This window comes from Streptomyces sp. NPDC059718, assembly GCF_042733315.1.
Lineage (GTDB): Bacteria > Actinomycetota > Actinomycetes > Streptomycetales > Streptomycetaceae > Actinacidiphila.
In genome coordinates this window covers 327,347-349,021 of sequence record NZ_JBHWGA010000002.1, presented here as the reverse complement: position 1 = coordinate 349,021, position 21,675 = coordinate 327,347, and the positions used below count along the sequence as shown (strand labels likewise).

The following is a 21,675-nucleotide window of genomic DNA, read 5'->3' as shown; positions in this document are numbered from 1 at the left end:
CTCGAAAGTCACACGAGAAACTTCCCGCTCCCCCGCAACCTCCCCGTGCCGCCGCGAGTCTGGGATACGCCAACGCGACACTGCGCCCCGGTGAACACCGGGGGAACAGGGCGCGCAGCACACCACAGACCGTGGGCGCCCCCCAGGTGCCCCCGCATGCACAGGAGATACAGCCGCATGCACCAGCGCATACGCATCACCCTCGCGGCCACCGCCGCGGCCGCCCTCACCGGCGGCCTGCTGGCGATGTCCACGGGCACCGCCTCCGCGACCGGCACCGGCCACAAGGCCGACTTCAACGGCGACGGCTACGCCGACGTCGCCTTCTCCGCCGGAGACGCCTACGTCAACGGCAAGAAGGGCGCCGGCCAGATCGTCGCCATGTACGGCTCGGCCTCCGGCCTCTCCGCGACCCACCGCAAGACCGTCAGCCAGGACACCGCCGGCGTGCCCGGCGGCGCCGAGACCGGGGACGCCTTCGGCTGGACGAGCGCCGCCGGCGACTTCAACGCGGACGGTTACACCGACCTCGCCGTCGGCTCCTCCCGCGAGGACCTCACCGCCGGCGCCGACAGCGGCACCGTCACCGTCCTCTGGGGCTCGGCCGGCGGCCTGACCGGCGGCACCAACATCGCCGACCCCGCCCCCGCCAAGGGCCACCGCTGGGGCAAGGCGCTCGCCGCCGGCGACTTCGACGGCGACGGCAAGGACGACCTGGCCATCGGCTCGTCCTCGAGCAGCGTCTACGTGTACAAGGGCGGCATCACCAGCAGCGGTTACGGAGGCCGCTACACGGTCAAGGCCCCGATCCAGTCGGGCAGCGACGCCGGCCCGCTCAACCTCACCGCGGGCGAGGTCAACGGCGACGGCAGGGTCGATCTCGTCGTCGACGGTTACGAGACCACCAGCGCGAACGGCTGGAACGCGAACTACTACGTCCCGGGCTCCGCGTCCGGTCTCGTCGCCTCGGCCGCGGTGAAGCTCCAGGCGGGCGTCATCACCGCGATCGGCGACGTCAACGGCGACTCCTACGGCGACATCGTGATCGGCGTCGACTGGGACGCCACCTCCGGCGTCCCCGGATCGGTCAAGGGCGGCAAGGTCCGGATCATCTACGGCAACGCCTCGGGCCCGGGCAGCGCCACCTCCATCAGCCAGGAGACGGGGAACGTGCCGGGCGGCTCGGAGACCGGCGACAGCTTCGGCCTGGAGCTGCACCTCGGCGACGTCAACGGCGACGGCTTCCAGGACCTGGCGGTGGGCGCCCCGGGCGAGGACCTCGGCGTGTACAAGGACGCCGGCACCGTCACCGTCCTCTACGGCTCGCCCAACGGCCTCAACACCACCAGCGGCACCCAGCTCTTCTCCCAGGACACCGCCGGAGTCCCGGGCGGCAACGAGAACTACGACGGCTTCGGCACCGAGGTCCACCTCGACGACGTCAACGGTGACGGCAAGGCCGACCTGACCGTCGACGCCATCGGGGAGAACGGTGGCGACGGCAACGTCACCGTGCTGCTCTCCAACGGCTCGAAGATCGCCACGACCGGCGCCAAGGCCTTCTCCGGCACGCTCGGCGTCTCCCTGACCGGCTCTCCCCGAGTGGGCGCGAACTTCGCCAACTGAGACCCGTCCACGGCGCCCTGGGCCCGCCGTCCCCTCCGGGAGGCGGGCCCGAGGCGTGTCCGGGGCCCTCAGGCCGTGTCGGCCCGGGACCCGCCCTCCAGGTCGCCCTCGGTCTCCAGGAAGGCCTGCCGCAACTGCTCGACGACCTCCGCGTCCGGCTCGGCCCACATGCCGCGCGCCTCCGCCTCCAGCAGCCGCTCCGCCATGCCGTGCAGCGCCCAGGGGTTGGCCTCCTGGAGGAAGGCGCGGTTCTCCGGGTCCAGGACGTAGGTGCGGGCGAGCTTGTCGTACATCCAGTCGGCGACGACACCGGTCGTGGCGTCGTAGCCGAAGAGGTAGTCCACGGTGGCGGCCAGTTCGAAGGCGCCCTTGTAGCCGTGCCGCCGCATCGCCTCGATCCAGCGGGGGTTGACGACCCGGGCGCGGAAGACCCGGGAGGTCTCCTCGGCCAGGGAACGGGTGCGCACCGTCTCCGGGCGGGTGGAGTCGCCGATGTACGCCTCGGGGGAACGGCCGGTCAGCGCGCGGACGGTGGCGACCATGCCGCCGTGGTACTGGTAGTAGTCGTCGGAGTCGGCGATGTCGTGCTCGCGGGTGTCGGTGTTCTTCGCGGCCACCGCGATCCGCCGGTAGGCGGTCTCCATCTCCTCGCGGGCCGGGCGCCCGTCCAGGCCGCGCCCGTAGGCGTAGCCGCCCCAGACCGTGTAGACCTCGGCGAGGTCGGCGTCGCTGCGCCAGTCGCGGCTGTCGATCAGCTGCAGCAGACCCGCCCCGTACGTCCCCGGCCGGGAGCCGAAGATGCGGGTGGTCGCGCGCCGTTCGTCGCCGTGCGCGGCGAGGTCGGCGCGGGTGTGGGCGCGCACGAAGTTGACCTCGTCCGGCTCGTCCAGGCCCGCGGCCAGCCGCACCGCGTCGTCCAGCAGGCCCACGACGTGCGGGAACGCGTCCCGGAAGAAACCGCTGATGCGCAGGGTGACGTCGACGCGCGGGCGGCCCAGCTCCTTCGCGGGAACGGCCTCGACGCCGGTGACGCGGCGGGACGCGTCGTCCCACACCGGCCGCACGCCGAGCAGCGCCAGCGCCTCGGCGACGTCGTCGCCCGCGGTGCGCATCGCGCTGGTGCCCCACAGCGACAGGCCCACCGACTGCGGCCAGGTGCCGTCGTTGTCCTCCCGGTACCGGGCCAGGAGGGAGTCCGCGAGGGCCTGGCCGGTCTCCCAGGCGAGCCTGCTGGGCACGGCCTTGGGGTCGACGGAGTAGAAGTTGCGGCCGGTCGGCAGCACGTTGACCAGGCCGCGCAGCGGCGAGCCGGACGGGCCTGCGGGCACGAAGCCGCCGTTCAGGGCGTGCACGACGGCCTCGGTCTCGTCCGTCGTACGGGCCAGCCGCGGCACGACCTGCCGGGCGGCGAAGTCCAGCACGCGGGCGACGTCCTCGGGCAGGCCCCCCGCGACCTCGGCGACGGCCTCCGGCGCCCAGTCCGCGTCCTCCATGGCCTGCACCAGGGCGCGGGCCTGCTCCTCGGCCGCGTCCGCGGTCACGCGGGTGGCCGCGGACTCGTCCAGGCCCAGGGCCTCCCGCAGCCCCGGCAGCGCGGCCGTACCGCCCCAGATCTGCCGGGCGCGCAGGATGGCCAGCACCAGGTTGACCCGCCCGGCTCCGCTGGGGGCCTGGCCCAGCACGTGCAGGCCGTCGCGGATCTGGGCGTCCTTGATCTCGCAGAGCCAGCCGTCGACGTGGAGCAGGAAGTCGTCGAACTCGGCGTCGTGCGGCCGGTCCTCCAGGCCCAGGTCGTGGTCGAGCTTGGCGGCCTGGATCAGCGTCCAGATCTGGGCGCGGACGGCGGGCAGCTTGGCCGGGTCCATGGAGGCGATCGCGGCGTGCTCGTCGAGCAGTTGCTCCAGACGGGCGATGTCGCCGTAGGAGTCCGCGCGGGCCATCGGCGGGACCAGGTGGTCGACGAGGGTGGCGTGCGCGCGGCGCTTGGCCTGGGTGCCCTCGCCGGGGTCGTTGACGAGGAACGGGTAGATCAGCGGCAGGTCCCCGAGGGCCGCGTCGGGACCGCAGGCGGCGGACAGGGCCGCGTTCTTGCCGGGCAGCCACTCCAGGTTGCCGTGCTTGCCCAGGTGGATCATCGCGTCGGCGCCGAAGCCGCCGTCGGCCTGCGCGGTGGCGATCCAGCGGTACGCGGCGAGGTAGTGGTGGGAGGGCGGCAGGTCCGGGTCGTGGTAGATCGCGATCGGGTTCTCGCCGAAGCCGCGCGGCGGCTGGATGAGGATCAGCAGATTGCCGCGGCGCAGCGCGGCCAGCACGATGTCGCCCTCGGGATTGGCGCTGGTGTCGACGAACATCGTGCCGGGCGGCGGGCCCCAGTGCTCCGTGACCGCGTCCCGCAGCTCCCGCGGCAGCGCGGCGAACCAGCGGCGGTAGTCGGCGGCCGGGATGCGCACCGGGTTGGCGGCCAGCTGCTCCTCGGTCAGCCACTCCTGGTCGTGGCCGCCCGCGTCGATCAGGGCCCGGATCAGCTCGTCGCCGTCACCGGAGACCAGGCCCGGGATCTCCTGCCCGGGCCCGAAGTCCCAGCCCTCGGCGCGCAGCCGGCGCAGCAGCGCGACCGCGCTGGCAGGGGTGTCGAGGCCCACCGCGTTGCCGATGCGGGAGTGCTTGGTCGGGTACGCGGACAGCACGAGCGCCAGACGGCGCTCCGCGACCGGGACGTGCCGGAGCCGTGCGTGGCGGACGGCGATCCCCGCGACGCGGGCGGCGCGCTCGGCGTCGGCGGCGTAGACCGGCAGGCCGTCCTCGTCGACCTCCTTGAAGGAGAACGGGACGGTGATCAGCCGGCCGTCGAACTCGGGGACGGCGACCTGCGTCGCGGCGTCCATCGGGGACAGGCCCTCGTCGCTGCCCTCCCACGTCTCACGGGAGGAGGTCAGGCAGAGCGCCTGCAGCACCGGCACGTCCAGCGAGGCGAGCGCACCCGCGTCCCAGGCCTCCTCGTCGCCGCCCGCGGAGGCGTCGGCCGGGCGGGTGCCGCCGGCCGCGAGCACGGTGGTGACGACGGCGTCCACACCGTGCAGGGCGTCGAGCAGTTCGGGCTCGGGCGCGCGCAACGAGGCCACGTACAGCGGGAGCGCCCGGGCGCCGGCCTGCTCGATCGCGGTGCAGAGGACCTCCACGAAGGCGGTGTTGCCGCTCATGTGGTGGGCCCGGTAGTAGAGGACGGCGACCAGCGGGCCGTCGGTGACGGTTGCGGCGCGCTCCAGCCTGCCCCAGGAGGGGGCGGAGGCGGGGGGTTCGAAGCCGTGGCCGGTGAGCAGCACGGTGTCGGACAGGAAGCGGGCCAGCTGCTCCAGGTTGGCCGGGCCGCCGTGCGCGAGGTACGCGTGGGCCTCGGCCGCGATGCCGACGGGCACGGTGGACAGCTCCATCAGCTGTGCGTCCGGGGCCTGTTCACCGGTGAGCACGACCACCGGCCGGGGCCCCGCGAGCAGCGCGTCCAGGCCCTCCTCCCAGGCGCGGCGTCCGCCGAGGAGCCGTACGACGACCAGGTCGGCGCCGTCGAGGAGGCCGGGCAGGTCCTCCTGCCCCAGCCGGGCGGGGTTGGCGAAGCGGAACGGGACGGCACCGCCGGCGGCGTTCGCGGCGCGGGCGCTGAGCAGGTCGGTGTCGGAGGTCGACAGCAGCAGGATCACGTCAGGCGTGCCTTCCTCGGGGTCCGCGCCCCGGGCCGGTGGAGGACGGCGGGAGTTCCTGGCTCCCGGGGCCCGGCGTTCGCACGCCGGCCCCCGGTGACAGTGGCGGGACCGCACCGGAATCGCACCGGTTTCCTCCGCTGATGCCGTCGATGGCGTGGGCGCGGCTGGGTGACCTGCCCGCGCAGCATAGTAAGCGCTGGGCCGCTCGCACGGGCCCCGCGGCCCGTACGTCCCCGAGTACCCCGCGGGTATGCTCGCGGCCATGCCGTCGCCCTCCGATCCCCCCGTGAGCGGCGCCTTCGCCGCAGCGACGGCGGGGCGCGGACGCGACGACGCCTGCCCCGGCGCGCTGCGGCTGCACGCCGCCGACGACGGTGCGCTGGCCCGGATCCGCATCCCCGGCGGCCTGCTGACGACACGTCAGGCGGACGCGCCGGCGGCCGCCGCGGACCGCCTCGGCGACGGCCGCATCGACCTCACCTCCCGCGGGAACCTGCAGGTGCGCGGACTGCGCGACCCCGGCGCGGGGACGGAATTGGCGGCGCTGCTCGGTGCGGCGGGACTGCTGCCCTCGGGGGCCCACGAACGGGCCCGCAACGTCGTCGCCTCGCCGCTCGCCGGGCTCGACGGCCGCGGCCACGGCGACCTGCGGGGCTGGATACGCGAGTTGGACGCCCTGCTGTGCGCCTCACCGGCCGCCGCGGGACTCTCCGGCCGCTTCCTCTTCGCCCTCGACGACGGCCGCGGTGACACCGCCGCGCTCGGCGCCGATGTGACATTGATCGCGCGGTCCGGCACCGCCACGGCCGAACTCCGCATCGCCGGACGGCCCGTCGCCCGGGTACCGGCCGGCGACGCGCCGCGCTGGGCGGTGCGCGCCGCGGAGACCTTCCTCACCCTCGCCGCCGAACGCGGCGCCCGTGCCTGGCGCGTCACCGACATCGACCCGGACGGCGCCGCCCTCGCCGTGCTGCTGCACGCGGCGGACGCCCCTCCCGCGGGCCCCTCGGACGCCACCGCGGGCGGCCCGCCCCGGCTCGGTCTCGTCCCGCACCCGGACGGAACCACCTGCGCGCTGTCCGTGGGCGTGCGCCTCGGGCGGCTCACGACCGGGGCCTGGCGCCTCCTCGCGGAGACGGCACGTTCCGGCGAAGGCGAGTTGCGGGTCACACCCTGGCGCGGCGTCGTCCTCCCGGGCCTCCCGGCGGACGCGGCCCCCGAGGCGCTGGAGCGCCTGGCCGCGGCCGGGTTCCTGACCGGCGAGGACTCCCCGTGGCGCGGGGTGACCGCCTGCGCCGGGCGGCCCGGGTGCGCCAAGTCGCTGGCGGACGTGCGCGCCGACGCCGGGGCCGCGCTGCGCGACGCCGCCCCCGAACCGGGACACCGCCTGCTGCCCGCGCACTTCTCCGGCTGCGAACGCCGCTGCGGCCACCCGGACGGCTCGTGGGTCGACGTGGTCGCCGGCGCCGACGGCCGCTACCGCGTCGCCGTGGCCGGCGCCGTCCCCGCCGAACCCGCCGACGTCACCGCGGACCTGCCCGCCGCCCTGCACACCGCCCGCCGCACCAGCACCCCACCACCCCCGAGGACGACGTGATCGCGTACGAGAAGGACGGACCGGAGATCTACCGTCAGTCCTTTGCCATCATCCGCGCCGAGGCGGAACTCGACGGCCTGCCACCGGACGTGGCGCAGGTCGCCGTCCGCATGATCCACGCCTGCGGCATGACCGACCTCGTACGGGACCTGGCCTACAGCCCCTCGGTGGTCGCGGACGCGCGCGCCGCGCTGCGCGCCGGGGCACCGATCCTCTGCGACGTGCAGATGGTCGCCAGCGGCGTGACCCGCAAGCGGCTGCCCGCGGACAACGAGGTGGTCTGCACCCTCTCCGACCCCGCCGTCCCGGCGCTCGCCGCCGAACTCGGCACCACGCGCAGCGCCGCCGCGATGGAACTGTGGCGGGACCGGCTGGAGGGCGCCGTCGTCGCCGTCGGCAACGCCCCGACCTCCCTGTTCCGGCTGCTGGAGATGATCGAGGCGGGCGCACCCCGCCCCGCGGCGGTCATCGGCGTGCCCGTCGGCTTCGTCGGCGCCGCCGAGTCCAAGGACGCCCTGGCCGCGCACCCCTCACGCCTGGAGCACCTGGTGGTGCGGGGACGGCGCGGCGGCAGCGCCCTGGCGGCCGCCGCCCTCAACGCCCTTGCGACGGAAAGCGAAATCCTATGACCACCGGCCGTCTCTACGGAGTGGGCCTCGGCCCGGGCGACCCCTCCCTGATGACCGTGCGGGCCGTGGAGGTCATCCGCTCCGCCGACGTCATCGCGTACCACTGCGCCCGGCACGGCCGCAGCATCGCCCGCTCCATCGCCGCGGCGCACATCCGCCCCGAGCAGATCGAGGAGCGGCTGATGTACCCCATCACGACGGAGACCACCGACCACCCCGGCGGCTACCGGGGCGCGCTGGACGACTTCTACGCCGAGTCCGCGGAGCTGCTCGCCGCGCACCTGGACGCCGGGCGCACCGTCGCCGTGCTCGCGGAGGGCGACCCGCTCTTCTACGGCTCGTACATGCACATGCACAAGCGGCTCGCCGACCGCTACCCGGCCGAGGTGATCCCCGGCGTCACCTCCGTCAGCGCGGCCGCCGCCCGCATCGGGCGGCCCCTGGTGGAGGGCGAGGAGGTCCTGACGATCCTCCCGGGCACGCTGCCGGAGGAGGAGCTGGCGGCCCGGCTCGCGACGGCCGACGCGGCGGCCGTGATGAAGCTCGGCCGCACCTTCCCCGCCGTGCGCCGGGCCCTGGAGACCGCCGGACGGCTGGCGGACGCGCACTACGTCGAGCGGGCCACGATGGACGCCGAGCGCCGGGAGATGCTGGCCGACGTCGACCCGGAGTCGGTGCCCTACTTCGCCGTCGCCGTGCTGCCCAGCCGCGTCGACGAACGGCCCGCCCCCGACCCGTCCCCGGCGGACGGCGAGGTCGTGGTCGTCGGGCTCGGCCCGGCCGGGCCGATGTGGCTGACGCCGGAGGCGAGGTCCGCGCTCGCCGGGGCGGACGAACTCGTCGGCTACACCACCTACATGGACCGCGTCCCGGTCCGCCCCGGGCAGTCGCGGCACGCCTCCGACAACCGCGTCGAGGCCGAACGCGCCGAGTTCGCCCTCGACCTCGCCCGGCGCGGGCGGAAGGTCGCCGTGGTGTCCTCGGGCGACCCGGGCGTCTTCGCCATGGCCACGGCGGTGCTGGAGGCCGCCTCCGCCGATCCCTACCTCGGCGTCCGCGTACGGGTCGTGCCCGGCATCACCGCCGCCCAGTCGGCGGCGGCGCTCGCGGGCGCGCCCCTCGGTCACGACTACGCGGTCGTGTCGCTGTCGGACCGGCTCAAGCCGTGGACGGTCGTCGAGGAACGGCTGCGCGCCGCCACGGCCGCCGACCTCGTGCTCGCGCTCTACAACCCGGCCTCCCACAGCCGCAGGACGCAACTGGAGACCGCGCTGAAGGTGCTCCGGGAGGGGCGTGTGCCGGGGACGCCCGTGGTCGTCGCGCGGGACGTCGGCGGACCCGAGCAGGCCGTACGGGTCACGACGCTGGAGGACCTGGACCCGGCGACCGTCGACATGCGGTGCGTGCTGCTCGTCGGCTCGTCGCAGACCAGGACGGTGCGGCGCGGCGACGGCAGCACGGTGGTGTGGACGCCGCGGCGCTACCCGGCCTGACGCCGGGGACCCCGTTCAGGCCGTGCGCGCGCGGAGCCACTCCAGCGCGCCCGGCACGTCCGGGACGACGGGGACGCCCTCCGGGACCGGCGGGCGCTCCACGACGACCACGGGCAGGCCCAGTTCGCGGGCGGCCGCGAGCTTGGGCGCGGTCGCGGTGCCGCCGCTGTCCTTGGTGACCAGCACGTCGACGCGGTGCCGGCGCATCAGCTCCCGCTCCCCGTCCAGGGTGAACGGCCCCCGGTCCAGCAGCACCTCCATCCGCGGCGGGTGCGGCGGCCGCGGGGCGTCCACCGAACGCACCAGGAACCACAGGTCCGTGACCCCCGCGAAGGCCGCCAGCCCCGTACGGCCCGTGGTGAGGAAGACCCGCCGCCCGAGCTCCGGCAGCACCCGGGCCGCCTCCGCCAGCGAGGCCACCGGGTGCCGGCGGTCGCCGGGACCGGCGACCCACCCGGGGCGCCGCAGCGCGAGCAGGGGAACATGGGTGGCCGAGGCCGCCTCGGCGGCGTTGAAGGACATCGTCCCGGCGAAAGGATGGGTGGCGTCGATGACCACGTCGACCGCGTGCGCGCGCAGCCACGCCGCGAGCCCCGCCGGGCCGCCGAAGCCGCCGGTGCGCACCTCCCCCGGCGGCAGCCGGGGCCGCTCCACCCGCCCCGCGAGCGAACTGGTGACCCGCCACGCCGCCGGCTCGGCGGCCAGCGCCTCCGCGAGTCGGCGGCCCTCCGTGGTGCCGCCCAGGACGAGGACGTGCTGCTGTCTGCCGGTCACCCCCGCACCCTACGGGGCGCCGTGAGCGGCGGCCGGAGCGCCCAGCTGGAGCGGACCGGGCTGCGGCACGGCTGGACCACCGGCGCCTGCGCGACGGCGGCCGCCACCGCCGCGTACACCGCCCTGCTGGGCGGCGAGTTCCCCGACCCGGTGACGATCACCCTGCCGAAGGGGCAGCGCCCCGCCTTCGCCCTCGCGGTGGAGGAGCGCGGCCCCGGCTGGGCCACCGCGGGCGTCGTCAAGGACGCCGGGGACGACCCCGACGTCACCCACGGCGCGCTCGTCCGGGCCACCGTGCGCCACGGCGCCCCGGGCAGCGGGGTCGTCTTCCGCGCCGGCCCGGGCGTCGGCACCGTCACCCGGCCCGGGCTCCCGCTCGCCGTCGGCGAGCCCGCCGTCAACCCCGTCCCGCGCACGATGATGCGCGACCACCTCGCCGAGGTCGCGGCCCGCCACGGCGCCGCCTGCGACGCCGAGATCACCCTCTCCATCGACGACGGCGAGGAGCTGGCGCGCAGCACGTGGAACCCGCGGCTCGGCATCCTCGGCGGACTGTCGGTGCTCGGCACCACCGGCATCGTCGTGCCCTACTCCTGCTCGGCGTGGATCGACAGCATCCGGCGCGGGGTGGACGTGGCACGGGCGGCGGGCCGCACCCACGTCGCGGGCTGCACGGGGTCGACGTCGGAGAAGGTCGCCGTCGCCGTGCACGGGCTGCCCGAGGACGCGCTGCTGGACATGGGGGACTTCGCGGGCGCCGTGCTGAAGTACCTGCGCCGCCACCCGGTGCCGCGGCTGACCCTCGCGGGCGGCTTCGCCAAGCTGTCCAAGCTGGCCGCCGGGCACCTCGACCTGCACTCCTCCCGCTCGCAGGTCGACAAGGCCTTCCTCGCGGACCTGGCCCGCCGCGGCGGCGCCGACGAGGCCCTGGCCGAGGCCGTCGCCACCGCCAACACCGGCCTCCAGGCCGTCCAGTCGTGCCTCGCCCACGGCGTCCCCCTCGGCGACCTGGTCGCCGAGGCCGCCCGCCGCACCGCCGTCGGCGTCCTGCGCGAGGCCCCCGTCGCCGTCGACGTCATCTGCATCGACCGCGCCGGGACGATCGTCGGCCGCGCCGGCTGACCCGCCGCGCGGGGCCGGCCCCGCCGCCAGGCTCGACGCGTGCGAGCCGCGGGAACGTTCACCGTCACGGCATTCGTGCCGACCGGGCTCGTACGGGAACTGGCCATCGCCGTGACCACCGGACCCCGGTCGGGGTCGCCACGATCGGGAAGACCTTCGAGGGCGAGGGCACCCTCGACTCCGCGCACCCGGCGACGGCCTCCGGAAGCGACCGCGCCGCCGGGTTCTCCGTCGTCGTGCCCACGAGCGGCGCCGCCGCACCGACCGGCATCACCGGCACCGGCCGGGCTCGCGATCGACGAGGGCGGCACCCACCGGATCCGGTTCGACCACGACCACGACCTCGGCCGAGGCTCCCGGGCGGGAACCCCTAGGAGGAGGCGCCGCAGTCCGCCGCGTGCCGGTGGATGCGCTCGGCCGAGTACAGGTGGCTGTCGCGGAACTGCTCCGCGCCCAGCGTGCGGCCGACGATGATGACCGCGGTGCGGACCACGCCGGCCGCCTTGACCTGCTCCGCGATGTCGTCGAGCGTCCCGCGCAGCACCAGTTCGTCGGGGCGCGAGGCCATCGCGACGACGGCCGCCGGGCAGTCGGCCCCGTAGTGCGGGGTGAGTTCGGCCACGACGCGGTCGACGTAGCGGGCCGCCAGGTGCAGCACGATCAGCGCGCCGCTGCGGCCCAGCGTCGCCAGGTCCTCCCCCTCCGGCATGGGCGTGGCCTGCTGCGCGATCCGGGTGAGGATGACGGTCTGGCCGACGGTCGGCACCGTCAGCTCCCGCTTCAGGGCCGCGGCGGCCGCCGCGAAGGCGGGGACGCCGGGGACGACGTCGTACGGGACGCCGGCCGCGTCGAGGCGGCGCATCTGCTCGGCGACGGCGCTGAACACGGAGGGGTCGCCGGAGTGCAGCCGGGCCACGTCGTGGCCCTCCTCGTGGGCGCGGACCAGTTCCTGCGTGATCTGGTCGAGGGTGAGCTGCGCCGTGTCCACGAGCCGGGCGTCCGCCGGGCACTCGGCGAGCAGTTCTCGGGGGACGAGGCTCCCGGCGTAGAGGCACACCTTGCTGGCCGCCAGGATCCGCAGGCCGCGCAGGGTGATCAGGTCGGCGGCGCCGGGTCCGGCGCCGATGAAGTGGACGGTCATGGCTGCACTCCCGCGGGTTTGACGGCGGACCACTGGGTGACGGGCATGGCCTGGCGCCAGCCCGTGAAGCCGCCGACCGGGGCGGCGTGCGCGACGGCGAGCCGGACGAGTTCGCCCCCGTGCCGCGCGTACCACCGCGCGAGCAGGGCCTCGGACTCCAGCGTGACGGTGTTGGCGACCAGCCGGCCGCCCGGCCGCAGGGCCGCCCAGCAGGCCTCCAGGAGGCCGGGCGCGGTGAGCCCGCCGCCGACGAAGACGGCGTCGGGGACGGGCAGTCCGTCCAGCGCGGCCGGAGCGGCGCCGGTCACCACCCGCAGTGCCGGGACGCCGAGCGCGGCCGCGTTCCGGGCGATGCGCTCCGCGCGGACGGCGTCGCGTTCCACGGTGACCGCGCGGCAGGTGCGGTGCGCCCGCATCCACTCGACGGCGATCGAGCCCGAGCCGCCGCCCACGTCCCACAGCAGCTCGCCGGGCGCGGGCGCGAGCGCGGCCAGGGTCGCGGCCCGTACGTGGCGCTTGGTGAGCTGCCCGTCGTGCTCGTACGCGCTGTCGGGCAGCCCGGGGACCAGGCCCAGCCGCGGTGCGGCCGCCGGCTCCGCGGCGCACTCGACCGCGACGACGTTCAGCGGATCGCCGGGCGGGTGCGGCCAGTCGCCGGCGGTGCCGTCCAGGATCCGTTCGCGGGGCGAGCCCAGCTGTTCCAGCACCCGCAACCGGCTGACGCCGTAGCCCCGTTCGCGCAGCAGCCCGGCCACCGCGGCCGGGGTGTCCGCGTCCCGGCTCAGCACCAGCACCCGGCGTCCGTCGTACAGCGCGCCCGCCAGCGTGGCCGGTGGCCTCCCGACCAGGCTCACCACGTCGGTGTCCTCCACCGCCCAGCCGAGCCGCGCGCAGGCGTACGACACCGAGGAGGGGTGGGGCAGCACCCGGAGGCGGTCCGCTGCCAGCACCTCGGTGAGGGTCCGGCCGATGCCGTGGAACATGGGGTCACCGCTGGCCAGCACCGCGATCCGCCGCCCCGCGTGCGCGGCGATCAGCCCCGGCACGGCCGGCCGCAGCGGCGACGGCCAGGCGACCCGCTCGGCGGTCACCTCGGGGGGCAGCAGCTCCAGTTGGCGCGTGCCTCCGAGGACGACCCCTGCCCCGGTGAGCGCCTCCCGCGACGCCGCGGGCAGCCCGGCCCAGCCGTCGGCGCCGATCCCGACGACGGCCACGGGGGCGGACGCGTCGTCGTCCATCACGGTCACCTCGGAGGTCGGCGGGAACGGTCGGGCACAGCAGCCGCACTCTACGTGAAGTGCCAGGTGAGCCCCGGGCCCGGGGCCACTACGCTCGGACGCGTGGCAACGGACTCCCTGGCCGTCGGCCAGCGTTCGCTCGGCGACCCCGCCGTCGGCTACCCCCTGTGGCCGCCGCTGACGGAGGGCTGCCCGCGGACCAGCACGGACACCGTCTCCTACCCCGTCGAGGTCGACTACGCCTACGACCGCGTCCCGGACGGCCTGTTCGGCGCCGCGGGCACCCCGGGCGCCACCGCCCGGCACGGCCTGGACCGCTGGGCACCCCTGCTGCCGCCGCTCACGGCGCCGGGACTGGGCGAGGGCGGCACCCCGCTGGTCGACCTGGGCGGCGGAGTCCTGGTCAAGGACGAGTCGCGCAATCCGACCTGGAGCCACAAGGACCGCCTCAACCGCTGCACGGTCAGCGCCGCCCTCGCCTGCGGCGCGCCCGGCGTCGTCGTCGCCTCCTCCGGCAACCACGGTGCCTCCGCCGCCGCGTACGCCGCCCGGGCCGGGCTGCGCTGCGTCGTCCTCACCTCCCCGCAGGCACCCCCGGCGGTCGTCTCCTTCCTGCACGCCTACGGCGCCGAGGTGCTGCCCGTGCCCGTGGAGGCGCGCTGGCCGCTGGTCCGCCGCATCAGCGAGGAGTACGGCCTCCACCCGGTGAGCAACCTCACCCCGACGCACACCGGGCACCCCTTCGGCGCGGAGGGCTACAAGACCGTCGCGTACGAGGTCTTCGGCGACGTCGGCGCCCCCGCGGCGGTGTTCGTCCCCACCGGCTACGGGGAGCTGCTCTTCGGCATCGCCAAGGGCTTCACCGAACTCCGCCGCCTCGGCCTCACCTCCGCCGTCCCGCGCCTGTTCAGCTGCGAGCCCGCCGCGGGCGGCCCGCTCGCCGCGGCCCTCCGCCGGGGGCTGCCCGCGGTCACCGTGCCGGTCGCCCCGACGGCCGCCTACTCCATCGCCTGCCAGGTGGGGAGTTACCGCGGGGTCCCGGCGATACGTGACAGCTGCGGCGAGGCCCTGCTCGTCACCGACGCCGAACTGGCCGCGGCGCGCGCCGAGCTGGCCCGTGCGGGCCTGTGGACGGAGCTGTCCGCCGCGGCCGGGCTGGCCGGGCTCCGCCAGTACGGCGCGGGCCGCTTCGACGGTCCGGTGGTGTGCGTGTCGACGTCCAGCGGCTTCAAGGACGCCTCGGTGGGTTCCCTGCGGTTGCCGCCGCTCGCCCCCGACTGGGACACGGTGCTGCGCCGTCTGGGTGAACCCGGCCCCTAGGATGACCCCGTGCGCGACATCGCGGTCTTCAGCGGCAGTGCCCACCCTCGACTGGCCTCGGAGCTCTGCGCCCATCTGGGCGTGTCGCTCAGCCCGGCGCGCGTCAGCCGCTTCGCCAACGACTGCCTGGAAGTGCAGTTGCAGGCCAACTGCCGCGAACGGGACGTCTTCCTGATCCAGCCGCTGGTCGCCCCGGTCCAGGAGCACCTGGTGGAGCTGCTGCTGATGTGCGACGCCGCACGGGGCGCCTCCGCGGGCCGGATCACCGTCGTCATGCCGCACTACGCCTACGCGCGCTCGGACAAGAAGGACGCCCCCCGGATCTCGATCGGGGGGCGTCTCGTCGCCGACCTGCTGGTCGCGGCGGGCGCGAGCCGGGTGCTCACCATGACCCTGCACTCCCCGCAGGTGCACGGCTTCTTCAGCGTCCCCGTCGACCACCTGCACGCGCTGCGCGAGCTGGCCGCCCACTTCCGCGGCAACGACCTGTCGCGCACCACGGTCGTCTCCCCGGACCTGGGCAACGCCAAGGAGGCGGCCGCCTTCGCCCGGATGCTGGGGGTGCAGGTCGCGGCCGGGGCCAAGCAGCGGTTCGCCGACGACCGGGTCAGCATCGGATCGGTGATCGGCGAGGTCGCCGGCCGGGACGTGATCGTCCTGGACGACGAGATCGCCAAGGGCAGCACGGTCCTGGAACTGCTGGCGCGGCTGCGGGAGCTCGGCGCCCGTTCGGTCCGCGTCGCCTGCACGCACGGCCTGTTCGCGGCGGGCGCCCTCAAGCGCCTGTCGGAGCAGCCGGACGTGCTGGAGATCGTGTGCACCAACACGGTGCCCGTGCCGGAGGAGCAGCACACGGAGAAGCTGCGGGTGCTCTCCGTGGCGCCCGCCCTGGCCGAGGCCGTGCGGCGGATCCACGACGGCGAGTCGGTCAGCGCCCTGTTCGACCCGGCCTGATCGGCCGTCCCCGCGCGCCGCGTCGGCGTCCGCCGCGGCGGCCACGCTCTGCTCGTCGTCGACGATGCGGGCGACCACCCGCTGCAGGTCGCCACGAGCGGCGGCACCCCGCCGCCCCCGAAGGCGGCTACTCGCAGGCGACTCCATCGCCGTCACGATCGAGCCCACTCCGGTAGCCCGGGTCACCCGCGTAGAGCGGAGCGGCCCCAGCGGCACGGGCCGCAGCACAGTTCGCGTAGTACGCGCTGCCGCCGCCACCACCCCCGGAGCTGCTGCCACCGCTGCCGGACCCGGCGGCCTTGACGGTCTTGGTCACCGTGACCCTCGGCAGGGGCTTCGCCTTGACGGTCTTCGTCACGGTCGGAGCGGGCTCCGCCGAGGCGGTGACGGTAGCCGTGGCGGTCGCGGTGACGGTGGCCTTCGCCGTGACGGTCGGCCTCGCCTTCACCTTCGCATGGGCCTCGTCGACGGTGCCCTGCGTACCCAGACCCGTGATCAGCGTGCCGATCAGGTAGAGCCCGACTCCCCCGAGCCAGACGCGCTTGCGCTTGTACAGCGGCCTGGAGTCCGGTCTTCTCGGCGCGGCGGGGGCGCCGTACGGGTTCGTCGGCGGCTGTACCGCTCCCGGCTGCTGCGGCCTCGGACCCCACCCCTGCGGCTGCTGCGGGTTGTTGCTCATGTGGTTCCCTCCCCATACGACTGCGGACGGCGTCGTCCGCATGGCGCCCGTGCGCTGTTGACCTTGCCCGGAGATGGCCGAGGAACACAGGGCCATCACTTCCCCTTCACGGGAGGCACACACTAGCGAGGAGCCGCGGCAGTGGGACACCCCCCGGTATCGCGCTGACCAGGAGACCTCCGTCGGAGGCGCCCAGTACCCGTCAGATGTCCAGCCGGTACGGCAGGAGGCAGACGACGGCGTCGGTGCGGGCGCGCAGGATCGTGGCGAGGAGGATGCCGCGCTGGTTCTGCAGGATGCGGTACCGGGCGTGGCGCGGCTGGATCTCGGGGATGAGGACGGCGATCTGCCGGCCGTCCTGCGACATGCGGCGGACGTAGGAGAGGATCGGCAGCACCAGTGAGCGGTGCGGGCTCTCGATGACGTCGAGGCGGACGCCGGGCTGCCAGCGGGCCCACGTGTCGAGCAGGTCGCGCGCCTTGGCCTGGTCGGGCTCGACGGTCACCGCGACGACCTCGTCGCCGAGGGCGATGGCGGCGGTCAGCGCGTGCCGGGCGAGCCTGCTGACCCCGCCGAGGGGCACGATGACCAGGCTGTTGGTGCGCCGCGGCCGGTCGGGGACGGTGCCGAGGCCGAGTTCCCTGCCGACCTCCGCGTAGTAGTGCTCGATGCGGGCGAAGAGCAGCATCAGCAGGGGCACCACGACGACGACCATCCACGCGCCCTCGGTGAACTTGGTGGTCACCAGGATCACCCCGGCCAGCGCGGTCAGCAGGGCCCCCAGTCCGTTGAGCGCCGCGCGCGGCACCCAGCCGCGCGGGCGCGCCCCCGCCCAGTGCCGGACGAGCCCGGTCTGGCTGATGGTGAAGCCGGTGAACACCCCGATGGCGTAGAGCGGGATGAGCCGTTGCGTCTGCGCGTCGACGGCGATGATCAGCAGCGCCGCCACCACGGCCAGGGCGACCACGCCGTAGCGGTAGACGGGCCGCTCGGCGCGCAGCCCGAACACGTGGGGCAGCCGGTTGTCCCGGGCGAGCAGGCTCATCAGGACCGGCAGGCCGCCGAAGCTGGTGTTCGCGGCCAGCCCGAGGACGAGGGTGACCAGCAGGTTGCTGACGTAGTACGGCCACCCGGTGCCGAAGGAGCCCGCGGTCAGCTGGGCCAGCAAGGTCACGCCGCCGCGCGGGGCGACCTCGTCCCGGCGGATGAGGAACGCCAGCCCGATCAGCATCAGCCCCAGCAGCGCGCCGAGCATCAGTTCCGTGCGCTGGGCGCGGCGCACCTTGGGCTGCCGGAAGGAGGGCACGGCGTTGGCGATGGCCTCCACCCCGGTCAGGGCGGAGCAGCCGGAGGAGAAGGCCTTCAGCACCAGCAGGACGCTCAGCGCCTCGGTGACGTGGACGGGCTGCGGGGTGCCGACGACGGCCGCGGGCTGGTCGCGCAGCAGGCCGGCGACGACGATCCCGCCGATGGACAGGACGAACAGCGCGGCGGGCAGCATCAGCACCCGCGCGCTGTCGGCGACGCCGCGCAGGTTCACCAGGGTGAGCAGCGCCAGCCCGCCCAGGCAGATCTCCAGCAGGTAGGGGGTGAGCGAGGGGAACGCCGAGGCGAGGCTGGCGGCGCCGGCGGCCAGGCTGACGGCGACGGTGAGCACGTAGTCGACGACCAGGCTGCCCGCCGCCAGCAGGCTCACCCGCGTCCCGAGGTCCTTCTTGGCCACGGCGTAGGAGCCGCCGCCGTCCGGGTGCACCGCGATGACCTGCCCGTACGAGATGACCAGCACGACCAGCAGCCCCGCGATGACCAGCATGACGGGCAGCGTCACGGTCAGGGCCGCGGTCCCGGCGGCGATCAGCACGAGGACGATGGCCTCGGGGCCGTACGCCACCGAGCTGAGGGCGTCCAGCGACAGCGCGGCGAGCCCTTGGACGCTGGTGAGCAGGGAGCGGTCCCCTTCGCCGTGCCGCAGCGGCACCCTGGGCCGCTCCTGGCGGCGTGCCAGGCCGAAGGTCATCGCCCGCCCGCCGGCTGCGTCTGGCTCATGGCTGGTCTCCTCCGCCGGCGGGCTCTTCCGTCAGCCTCCGGCGGCGGCCTTCCCGGCGCAGCGCGGGGCGGCCGATCGGGTGAGCGGTCAGTCGGGCCGGGCCAGGAACTCCACGACGGCGAGGACGAACACGACGGCGAGGGCCAGCCCGAGGACGACCCAGCCGGTCGGGTAGGACCAGAAGGCGAGCGCGAGGGCCGCGGCGGCGACGACGATCCAGCCGACCGGCAACTTGTGGCGGACGAGCCAGGGGCCCACGGGACCGGTCCGCAGCCCCACCCGGTGCGCCGCGTCGCCCGCGCCGCCCAGCACGGACTCCCACACCCCGCGGGTGCGGCGGGCGTACCGCCCGGGCCCGCTCAGCCAGGCGCCCAGCGCGACGACGACGCCCAGCACGAACACGGCGCGGACGGTCCCGCGCAGGAAGCGGATCAGGGTGTCGTAGACCGTCCCCGCGGCCTGCTGGTCGACGCTCGCGGGCAGCGCGTCGAGGTAGATCGCCCGGAAGACGGTCAGCGCCGCACCGAGCACGAGGGCGGCGGCCGCGAAGCCGAGCGCGGCCGCGACCAGGGCGCGCCGCCTGCGGACGGCGAGCAGCACACCCGCGGCCGCGAGGACGACGGCGACGATCGGCAGCCAGAGACCGGCGAGCTGCAGGAGCCGGAAGGCGGTCCTGATCTTGCCGACCTTGTCGGAGCGGACGACGGTGAGGTCGGTGTGGATCTCGGGGATCTTCGCGGCGATCGTCAGGCCCGCGTCGACCAGCCGCTGCTTGACCTGGTCGATGACCGGGGCGAGGTCGATGGCCACGGTGTCGTTGGTGAGCTTGACCGCGCCGCCTCCCTGGCCGGTCAGCGCCTTGTCGAGCGAGTCGTGGATCCTGCGGTTGGCGTCGGTCCAGGCCTTCTCGAAGGCGTCGCTGCGCACGACCTTGTCCGCCGTCGAGTGCACCAGGCTCTCGATGCCGCTGGTCAGGGGGCCGGAGACACGGCTCAGCAGTTCGTCCAGGCGGGGGCGGTCCTGCGGGGCGACCTCGTCCAGGAGGCTCTTCACGTCGATCTGCTGCATCACCACGGACGTGATGCGGTTGGCGGCGGCGTTCTGGACGGCGGGGTCGCTCGCCAGGGGCGCCACGGTGGCGACGTAGCGGTCGGTGTCCCCGATCTCGGAGTCGACCCAGACGGCCAGCGCGCTCAGCGGCACCAAGACGCAGGCCACGACGATGAACAGGGCGGAGAAGAAGGCCCGCACGGGGCGTCGTCGGTGAGGCGGCGGGGCCTGCGGTCGGGCGCCTGCGGGAACGGCCTCCCGCGCCTCCAGCGCCGACAGCCGGGCACGCAGTTCGGCGAGATCGTCACGCCCCTGGGGCGCTGCATCCGCCATGTCACCGCCGCCTCTCCTTCACCACGCGACACGGCAATTTAATACGTATGGTGAATGATGTGCCATTTGAGGCGCATGAGTCTGTGGAGGTAGGGAATGACGAGGCCGTACCGGAGCCGCGCGGTGTGCGCGGCGGTCGTACTGTCCGCCGTCGCGTTCACCGCGAGCGCCTGCTCGGACAACGACAGCACCCCCGCCGAGAAGGCGTCGAAGGCCGCGTCCGCCGCGTCCTCGCTGGTGTCCGAGGGCGCGGAGGCCGTCGCCTCGGCGACCGCCGCCGCGCAGTCCCAGCTGGCGAAGATCAAGAACGGTGTCAACGCGAAGGACGACGTCAAGCTCGACCCCGTGACCGTCGAGGGCGGCAAGGCCACCACCAAGGTCACGGCCACCAACAGCGGCGACAAGCAGGCCACGTACACCGTCGAGGTGACCTTCCGCGACGCCAGCGGGAACCTCCTCGACGCCGCCGTGGTCAACGTCGCCGACGTGGCCCCGCAGAAGTCCGGCGAGGCCACGGTACGCAGCAACCGCGACCTGACGGGCACGGTCAAGGCCCAGGTGGAGCGGGCGCTGCGGCACTGAAGCACCATCACCGCGAGGAGGCAGCCATGGCAGCCACCGGCACGACACCCAGGACCGGCAACCACCGCAACGGTTGGGTCAGCGGCGGCGTCACCTTCGCCGGCGTCCTGTTGCTGGTCGACGGTGTCCTGGCGATCTTCCAGGGCATCTCGGGGATCGCCGCCGACAACGTGTACGCGCGCGTCGGCACTTACGTCTACAAGTTCAGCCTGACCGGGTGGGGATGGATCCACCTGGTCCTCGGAGTGCTCCTGGTGGTCACCGGAACGGGGCTGCTCAGCGGCGCCGCGCTCTGGTCACGCATCATGGGTGTCGTCCTGGCGGGCCTGGGCATCATCGTGAACTTCCTCTACCTGCCCTACCTGCCGTTCTGGTCGGTCATCCTGATCGCGCTCGACATCTTCATCATCTGGGCGCTCGCCCACTACCGGCCGGAGCGCTCACCGGCCGCCTGACCGCCGCCCGCCCGGCCCTCCCCAGGCCGCGGGCCGGGCGCGGCGGGCGCGGCCCCGCCCCCGGGCTGGTCGCCGTGGAACACCGCGCCCACGGTGAGGCACACCGTCGCCACGACGCACAACGCGATCAGCCCGGACAGCAGGGTGAACACCGAGCCCAGCGAGCCGTACGTCTGCAGGCTGCGGTTGAGCGCCGTCGGCACGTACAGCGGCGCGGCGAAGACGGCCGTCTCCAGGACCACCGCAGTGAGCAGCGCACCCGGCAGCAGCGGCCACCATCCGATCCGGCCGCCCAGCAGCAGGTGCTGCGTCCACCACCAGAGGCCCACCGCGCTCACCAGGGACAGCGGGACGCCGAGCCAGCGGCCGGCGCCGAAGCCCTCCCGCAGCGGCCCCTGGACCGCCAGGTAGAGCAGTGCCGCGCACACCCAGGCGAACCAGCGCCAGGCCGCGATCCGCGCCGCCGACTTCGGCAGGTGCCAGGCGCGTTCGCACACCCGCTGCATCGCCCGGCTGCAGGCCGTCGCCGACAGCAGGGCCATCAGGGTGCCCACCACGCCCACCGTCCCCCGCAGGTTCCCGGGATCGGACTCGTAGACCGAGCGCAGCTGGTCACGGGCGGGACCGGAGAGCCCCAGCACCCGCACCAGCGAGTCGAGGAGTTCCTTGCGCACCCCCTCCGGCGCGAGGGACGCGATGACGAACAGCAGCGGCACGGCGGTCAGGAAGGCCTGGGCGGCCAGCCGGGTGGCGGCGTCCAGCACGTTGACGCTCAGCAGCCGGGCGGCGAGCCGGGTGATGATGGGGAACCGCCGCTCCGCGTCGGCCCGCAGGGCGCGCGCCCGCCCCGGCAGGTCCGCGAACCGCGCACGGAGCCCCTCCGGGATCCTGACCCGTGGCCGCCCTTTCACAGTCCGACTATTTTTCAGCCCGCCGG

17 protein-coding genes and 1 riboswitch are annotated in these 21,675 nt (G+C 74.9%); of the genes, 9 read left to right on the top strand and 8 right to left on the bottom strand.

Annotated elements, in window-relative coordinates; all coding sequences use genetic code 11:
• Positions 1 to 177 precede the first annotated feature (177 nt).
• Complete coding sequence (locus tag ACFV3E_RS04090) at positions 178 to 1,626, top strand: FG-GAP-like repeat-containing protein (protein WP_500533239.1); 1,449 nt, start codon at positions 178 to 180, stop codon at positions 1,624 to 1,626.
• Positions 1,627 to 1,694: 68 nt separating this feature from the next.
• On the opposite strand, the gene cobN is transcribed toward ACFV3E_RS04090, so the two are convergent.
• Positions 1,695 to 5,321: a cobaltochelatase subunit CobN gene (gene cobN, locus ACFV3E_RS04085; RefSeq protein WP_500533237.1), complete on the bottom strand. Its 3,627-nt coding sequence runs from the start codon at positions 5,319 to 5,321 to the stop codon at positions 1,695 to 1,697.
• Between the two features lie 52 nt (positions 5,322 to 5,373).
• Positions 5,374 to 5,459: riboswitch (cobalamin riboswitch) on the bottom strand.
• Between the two features lie 115 nt (positions 5,460 to 5,574).
• Here cobN and cobG point away from each other — a divergent pair.
• The 3 genes from cobG to ACFV3E_RS04070 are packed head-to-tail and all read left to right on the top strand — an operon-like array spanning position 5,575 to position 9,043.
• Positions 5,575 to 6,921 (top strand): precorrin-3B synthase, encoded by a 1,347-nt coding sequence (gene cobG, locus ACFV3E_RS04080; RefSeq protein WP_500533235.1) that lies wholly within the window; start codon positions 5,575 to 5,577, stop codon positions 6,919 to 6,921.
• Positions 6,918 to 7,550 (top strand): precorrin-8X methylmutase, encoded by a 633-nt coding sequence (locus ACFV3E_RS04075; RefSeq protein ID WP_500368159.1) that lies wholly within the window; start codon positions 6,918 to 6,920, stop codon positions 7,548 to 7,550. Before cobG ends, ACFV3E_RS04075 begins: the two co-directional genes overlap by 4 nt.
• Positions 7,547 to 9,043: a precorrin-2 C(20)-methyltransferase gene (locus ACFV3E_RS04070; protein WP_500533234.1), complete on the top strand. Its 1,497-nt coding sequence runs from the start codon at positions 7,547 to 7,549 to the stop codon at positions 9,041 to 9,043. Before ACFV3E_RS04075 ends, ACFV3E_RS04070 begins: the two co-directional genes overlap by 4 nt.
• 15 nt (positions 9,044 to 9,058) lie before the next feature.
• On the opposite strand, the gene ACFV3E_RS04065 is transcribed toward ACFV3E_RS04070, so the two are convergent.
• Positions 9,059 to 9,817 carry a cobalt-precorrin-6A reductase gene (locus tag ACFV3E_RS04065; protein ID WP_500533233.1) on the bottom strand — a complete coding sequence of 253 codons (759 nt, stop codon included), beginning with the start codon at positions 9,815 to 9,817 and terminating at the stop codon, positions 9,059 to 9,061.
• A gap of 21 nt (positions 9,818 to 9,838) precedes the next feature.
• Between ACFV3E_RS04065 and ACFV3E_RS04060 the strand changes: the two genes are divergently transcribed.
• Positions 9,839 to 10,939, top strand: coding sequence for a cobalt-precorrin-5B (C(1))-methyltransferase (locus ACFV3E_RS04060; protein ID WP_500533232.1), 1,101 nt, complete (start codon positions 9,839 to 9,841; stop codon positions 10,937 to 10,939).
• Positions 10,940 to 11,309: 370 nt separating this feature from the next.
• Here ACFV3E_RS04060 and cobM read toward each other — a convergent pair whose 3' ends face one another.
• Together cobM and cbiE are read right to left on the bottom strand one after the other, a co-directional pair.
• Positions 11,310 to 12,080: a precorrin-4 C(11)-methyltransferase gene (gene cobM / locus ACFV3E_RS04055; RefSeq protein WP_500533231.1), complete on the bottom strand. Its 771-nt coding sequence runs from the start codon at positions 12,078 to 12,080 to the stop codon at positions 11,310 to 11,312.
• Positions 12,077 to 13,318, bottom strand: coding sequence for a precorrin-6y C5,15-methyltransferase (decarboxylating) subunit CbiE (gene cbiE / locus ACFV3E_RS04050; RefSeq protein WP_500533230.1), 1,242 nt, complete (start codon positions 13,316 to 13,318; stop codon positions 12,077 to 12,079). The genes cobM and cbiE overlap by 4 nt, the downstream gene beginning before the upstream one ends.
• A gap of 102 nt (positions 13,319 to 13,420) precedes the next feature.
• Here cbiE and ACFV3E_RS04045 point away from each other — a divergent pair, with 102 nt between their 5' ends.
• On the top strand, positions 13,421 to 14,638 hold the full coding sequence (locus tag ACFV3E_RS04045; RefSeq protein WP_500533229.1) for a threonine synthase: 1,218 nt from the start codon (positions 13,421 to 13,423) through the stop codon (positions 14,636 to 14,638).
• 9 nt (positions 14,639 to 14,647) lie between these two features.
• Entirely contained in the window at positions 14,648 to 15,592 is a 945-nt protein-coding gene (locus ACFV3E_RS04040) for a ribose-phosphate diphosphokinase (RefSeq protein WP_499512772.1), read from the top strand.
• Between the two features lie 127 nt (positions 15,593 to 15,719).
• Here ACFV3E_RS04040 and ACFV3E_RS04035 read toward each other — a convergent pair whose 3' ends face one another.
• From ACFV3E_RS04035 to ACFV3E_RS04025, 3 genes are all read right to left on the bottom strand, one after another.
• Positions 15,720 to 16,271 carry an excalibur calcium-binding domain-containing protein gene (locus ACFV3E_RS04035; protein ID WP_500533228.1) on the bottom strand — a complete coding sequence of 184 codons (552 nt, stop codon included), beginning with the start codon at positions 16,269 to 16,271 and terminating at the stop codon, positions 15,720 to 15,722.
• A 202-nt stretch (positions 16,272 to 16,473) separates the two neighbouring features.
• Positions 16,474 to 18,288 carry an APC family permease gene (locus ACFV3E_RS04030; protein WP_500533227.1) on the bottom strand — a complete coding sequence of 605 codons (1,815 nt, stop codon included), beginning with the start codon at positions 18,286 to 18,288 and terminating at the stop codon, positions 16,474 to 16,476.
• A 117-nt stretch (positions 18,289 to 18,405) separates the two neighbouring features.
• A complete protein-coding gene (locus ACFV3E_RS04025; RefSeq protein WP_500533226.1) occupies positions 18,406 to 19,701 on the bottom strand; it encodes a hypothetical protein in 1,296 nt (431 codons plus the stop codon).
• A 96-nt stretch (positions 19,702 to 19,797) separates the two neighbouring features.
• Between ACFV3E_RS04025 and ACFV3E_RS04020 the strand changes: the two genes are divergently transcribed.
• Both ACFV3E_RS04020 and ACFV3E_RS04015 read left to right on the top strand, forming a co-directional pair.
• Positions 19,798 to 20,283 (top strand): FxLYD domain-containing protein, encoded by a 486-nt coding sequence (locus ACFV3E_RS04020; RefSeq protein WP_500533225.1) that lies wholly within the window; start codon positions 19,798 to 19,800, stop codon positions 20,281 to 20,283.
• 26 nt (positions 20,284 to 20,309) lie between these two features.
• Positions 20,310 to 20,738, top strand: coding sequence for a DUF7144 family membrane protein (locus ACFV3E_RS04015; protein WP_499512780.1), 429 nt, complete (start codon positions 20,310 to 20,312; stop codon positions 20,736 to 20,738).
• On the opposite strand, the gene ACFV3E_RS04010 is transcribed toward ACFV3E_RS04015, so the two are convergent.
• Positions 20,708 to 21,649 carry a YhjD/YihY/BrkB family envelope integrity protein gene (locus ACFV3E_RS04010; RefSeq protein ID WP_500533224.1) on the bottom strand — a complete coding sequence of 314 codons (942 nt, stop codon included), beginning with the start codon at positions 21,647 to 21,649 and terminating at the stop codon, positions 20,708 to 20,710. The two genes, ACFV3E_RS04015 and ACFV3E_RS04010, sit on opposite strands and share 31 nt — an antisense overlap.
• Positions 21,650 to 21,675: the final 26 nt, after the last annotated feature.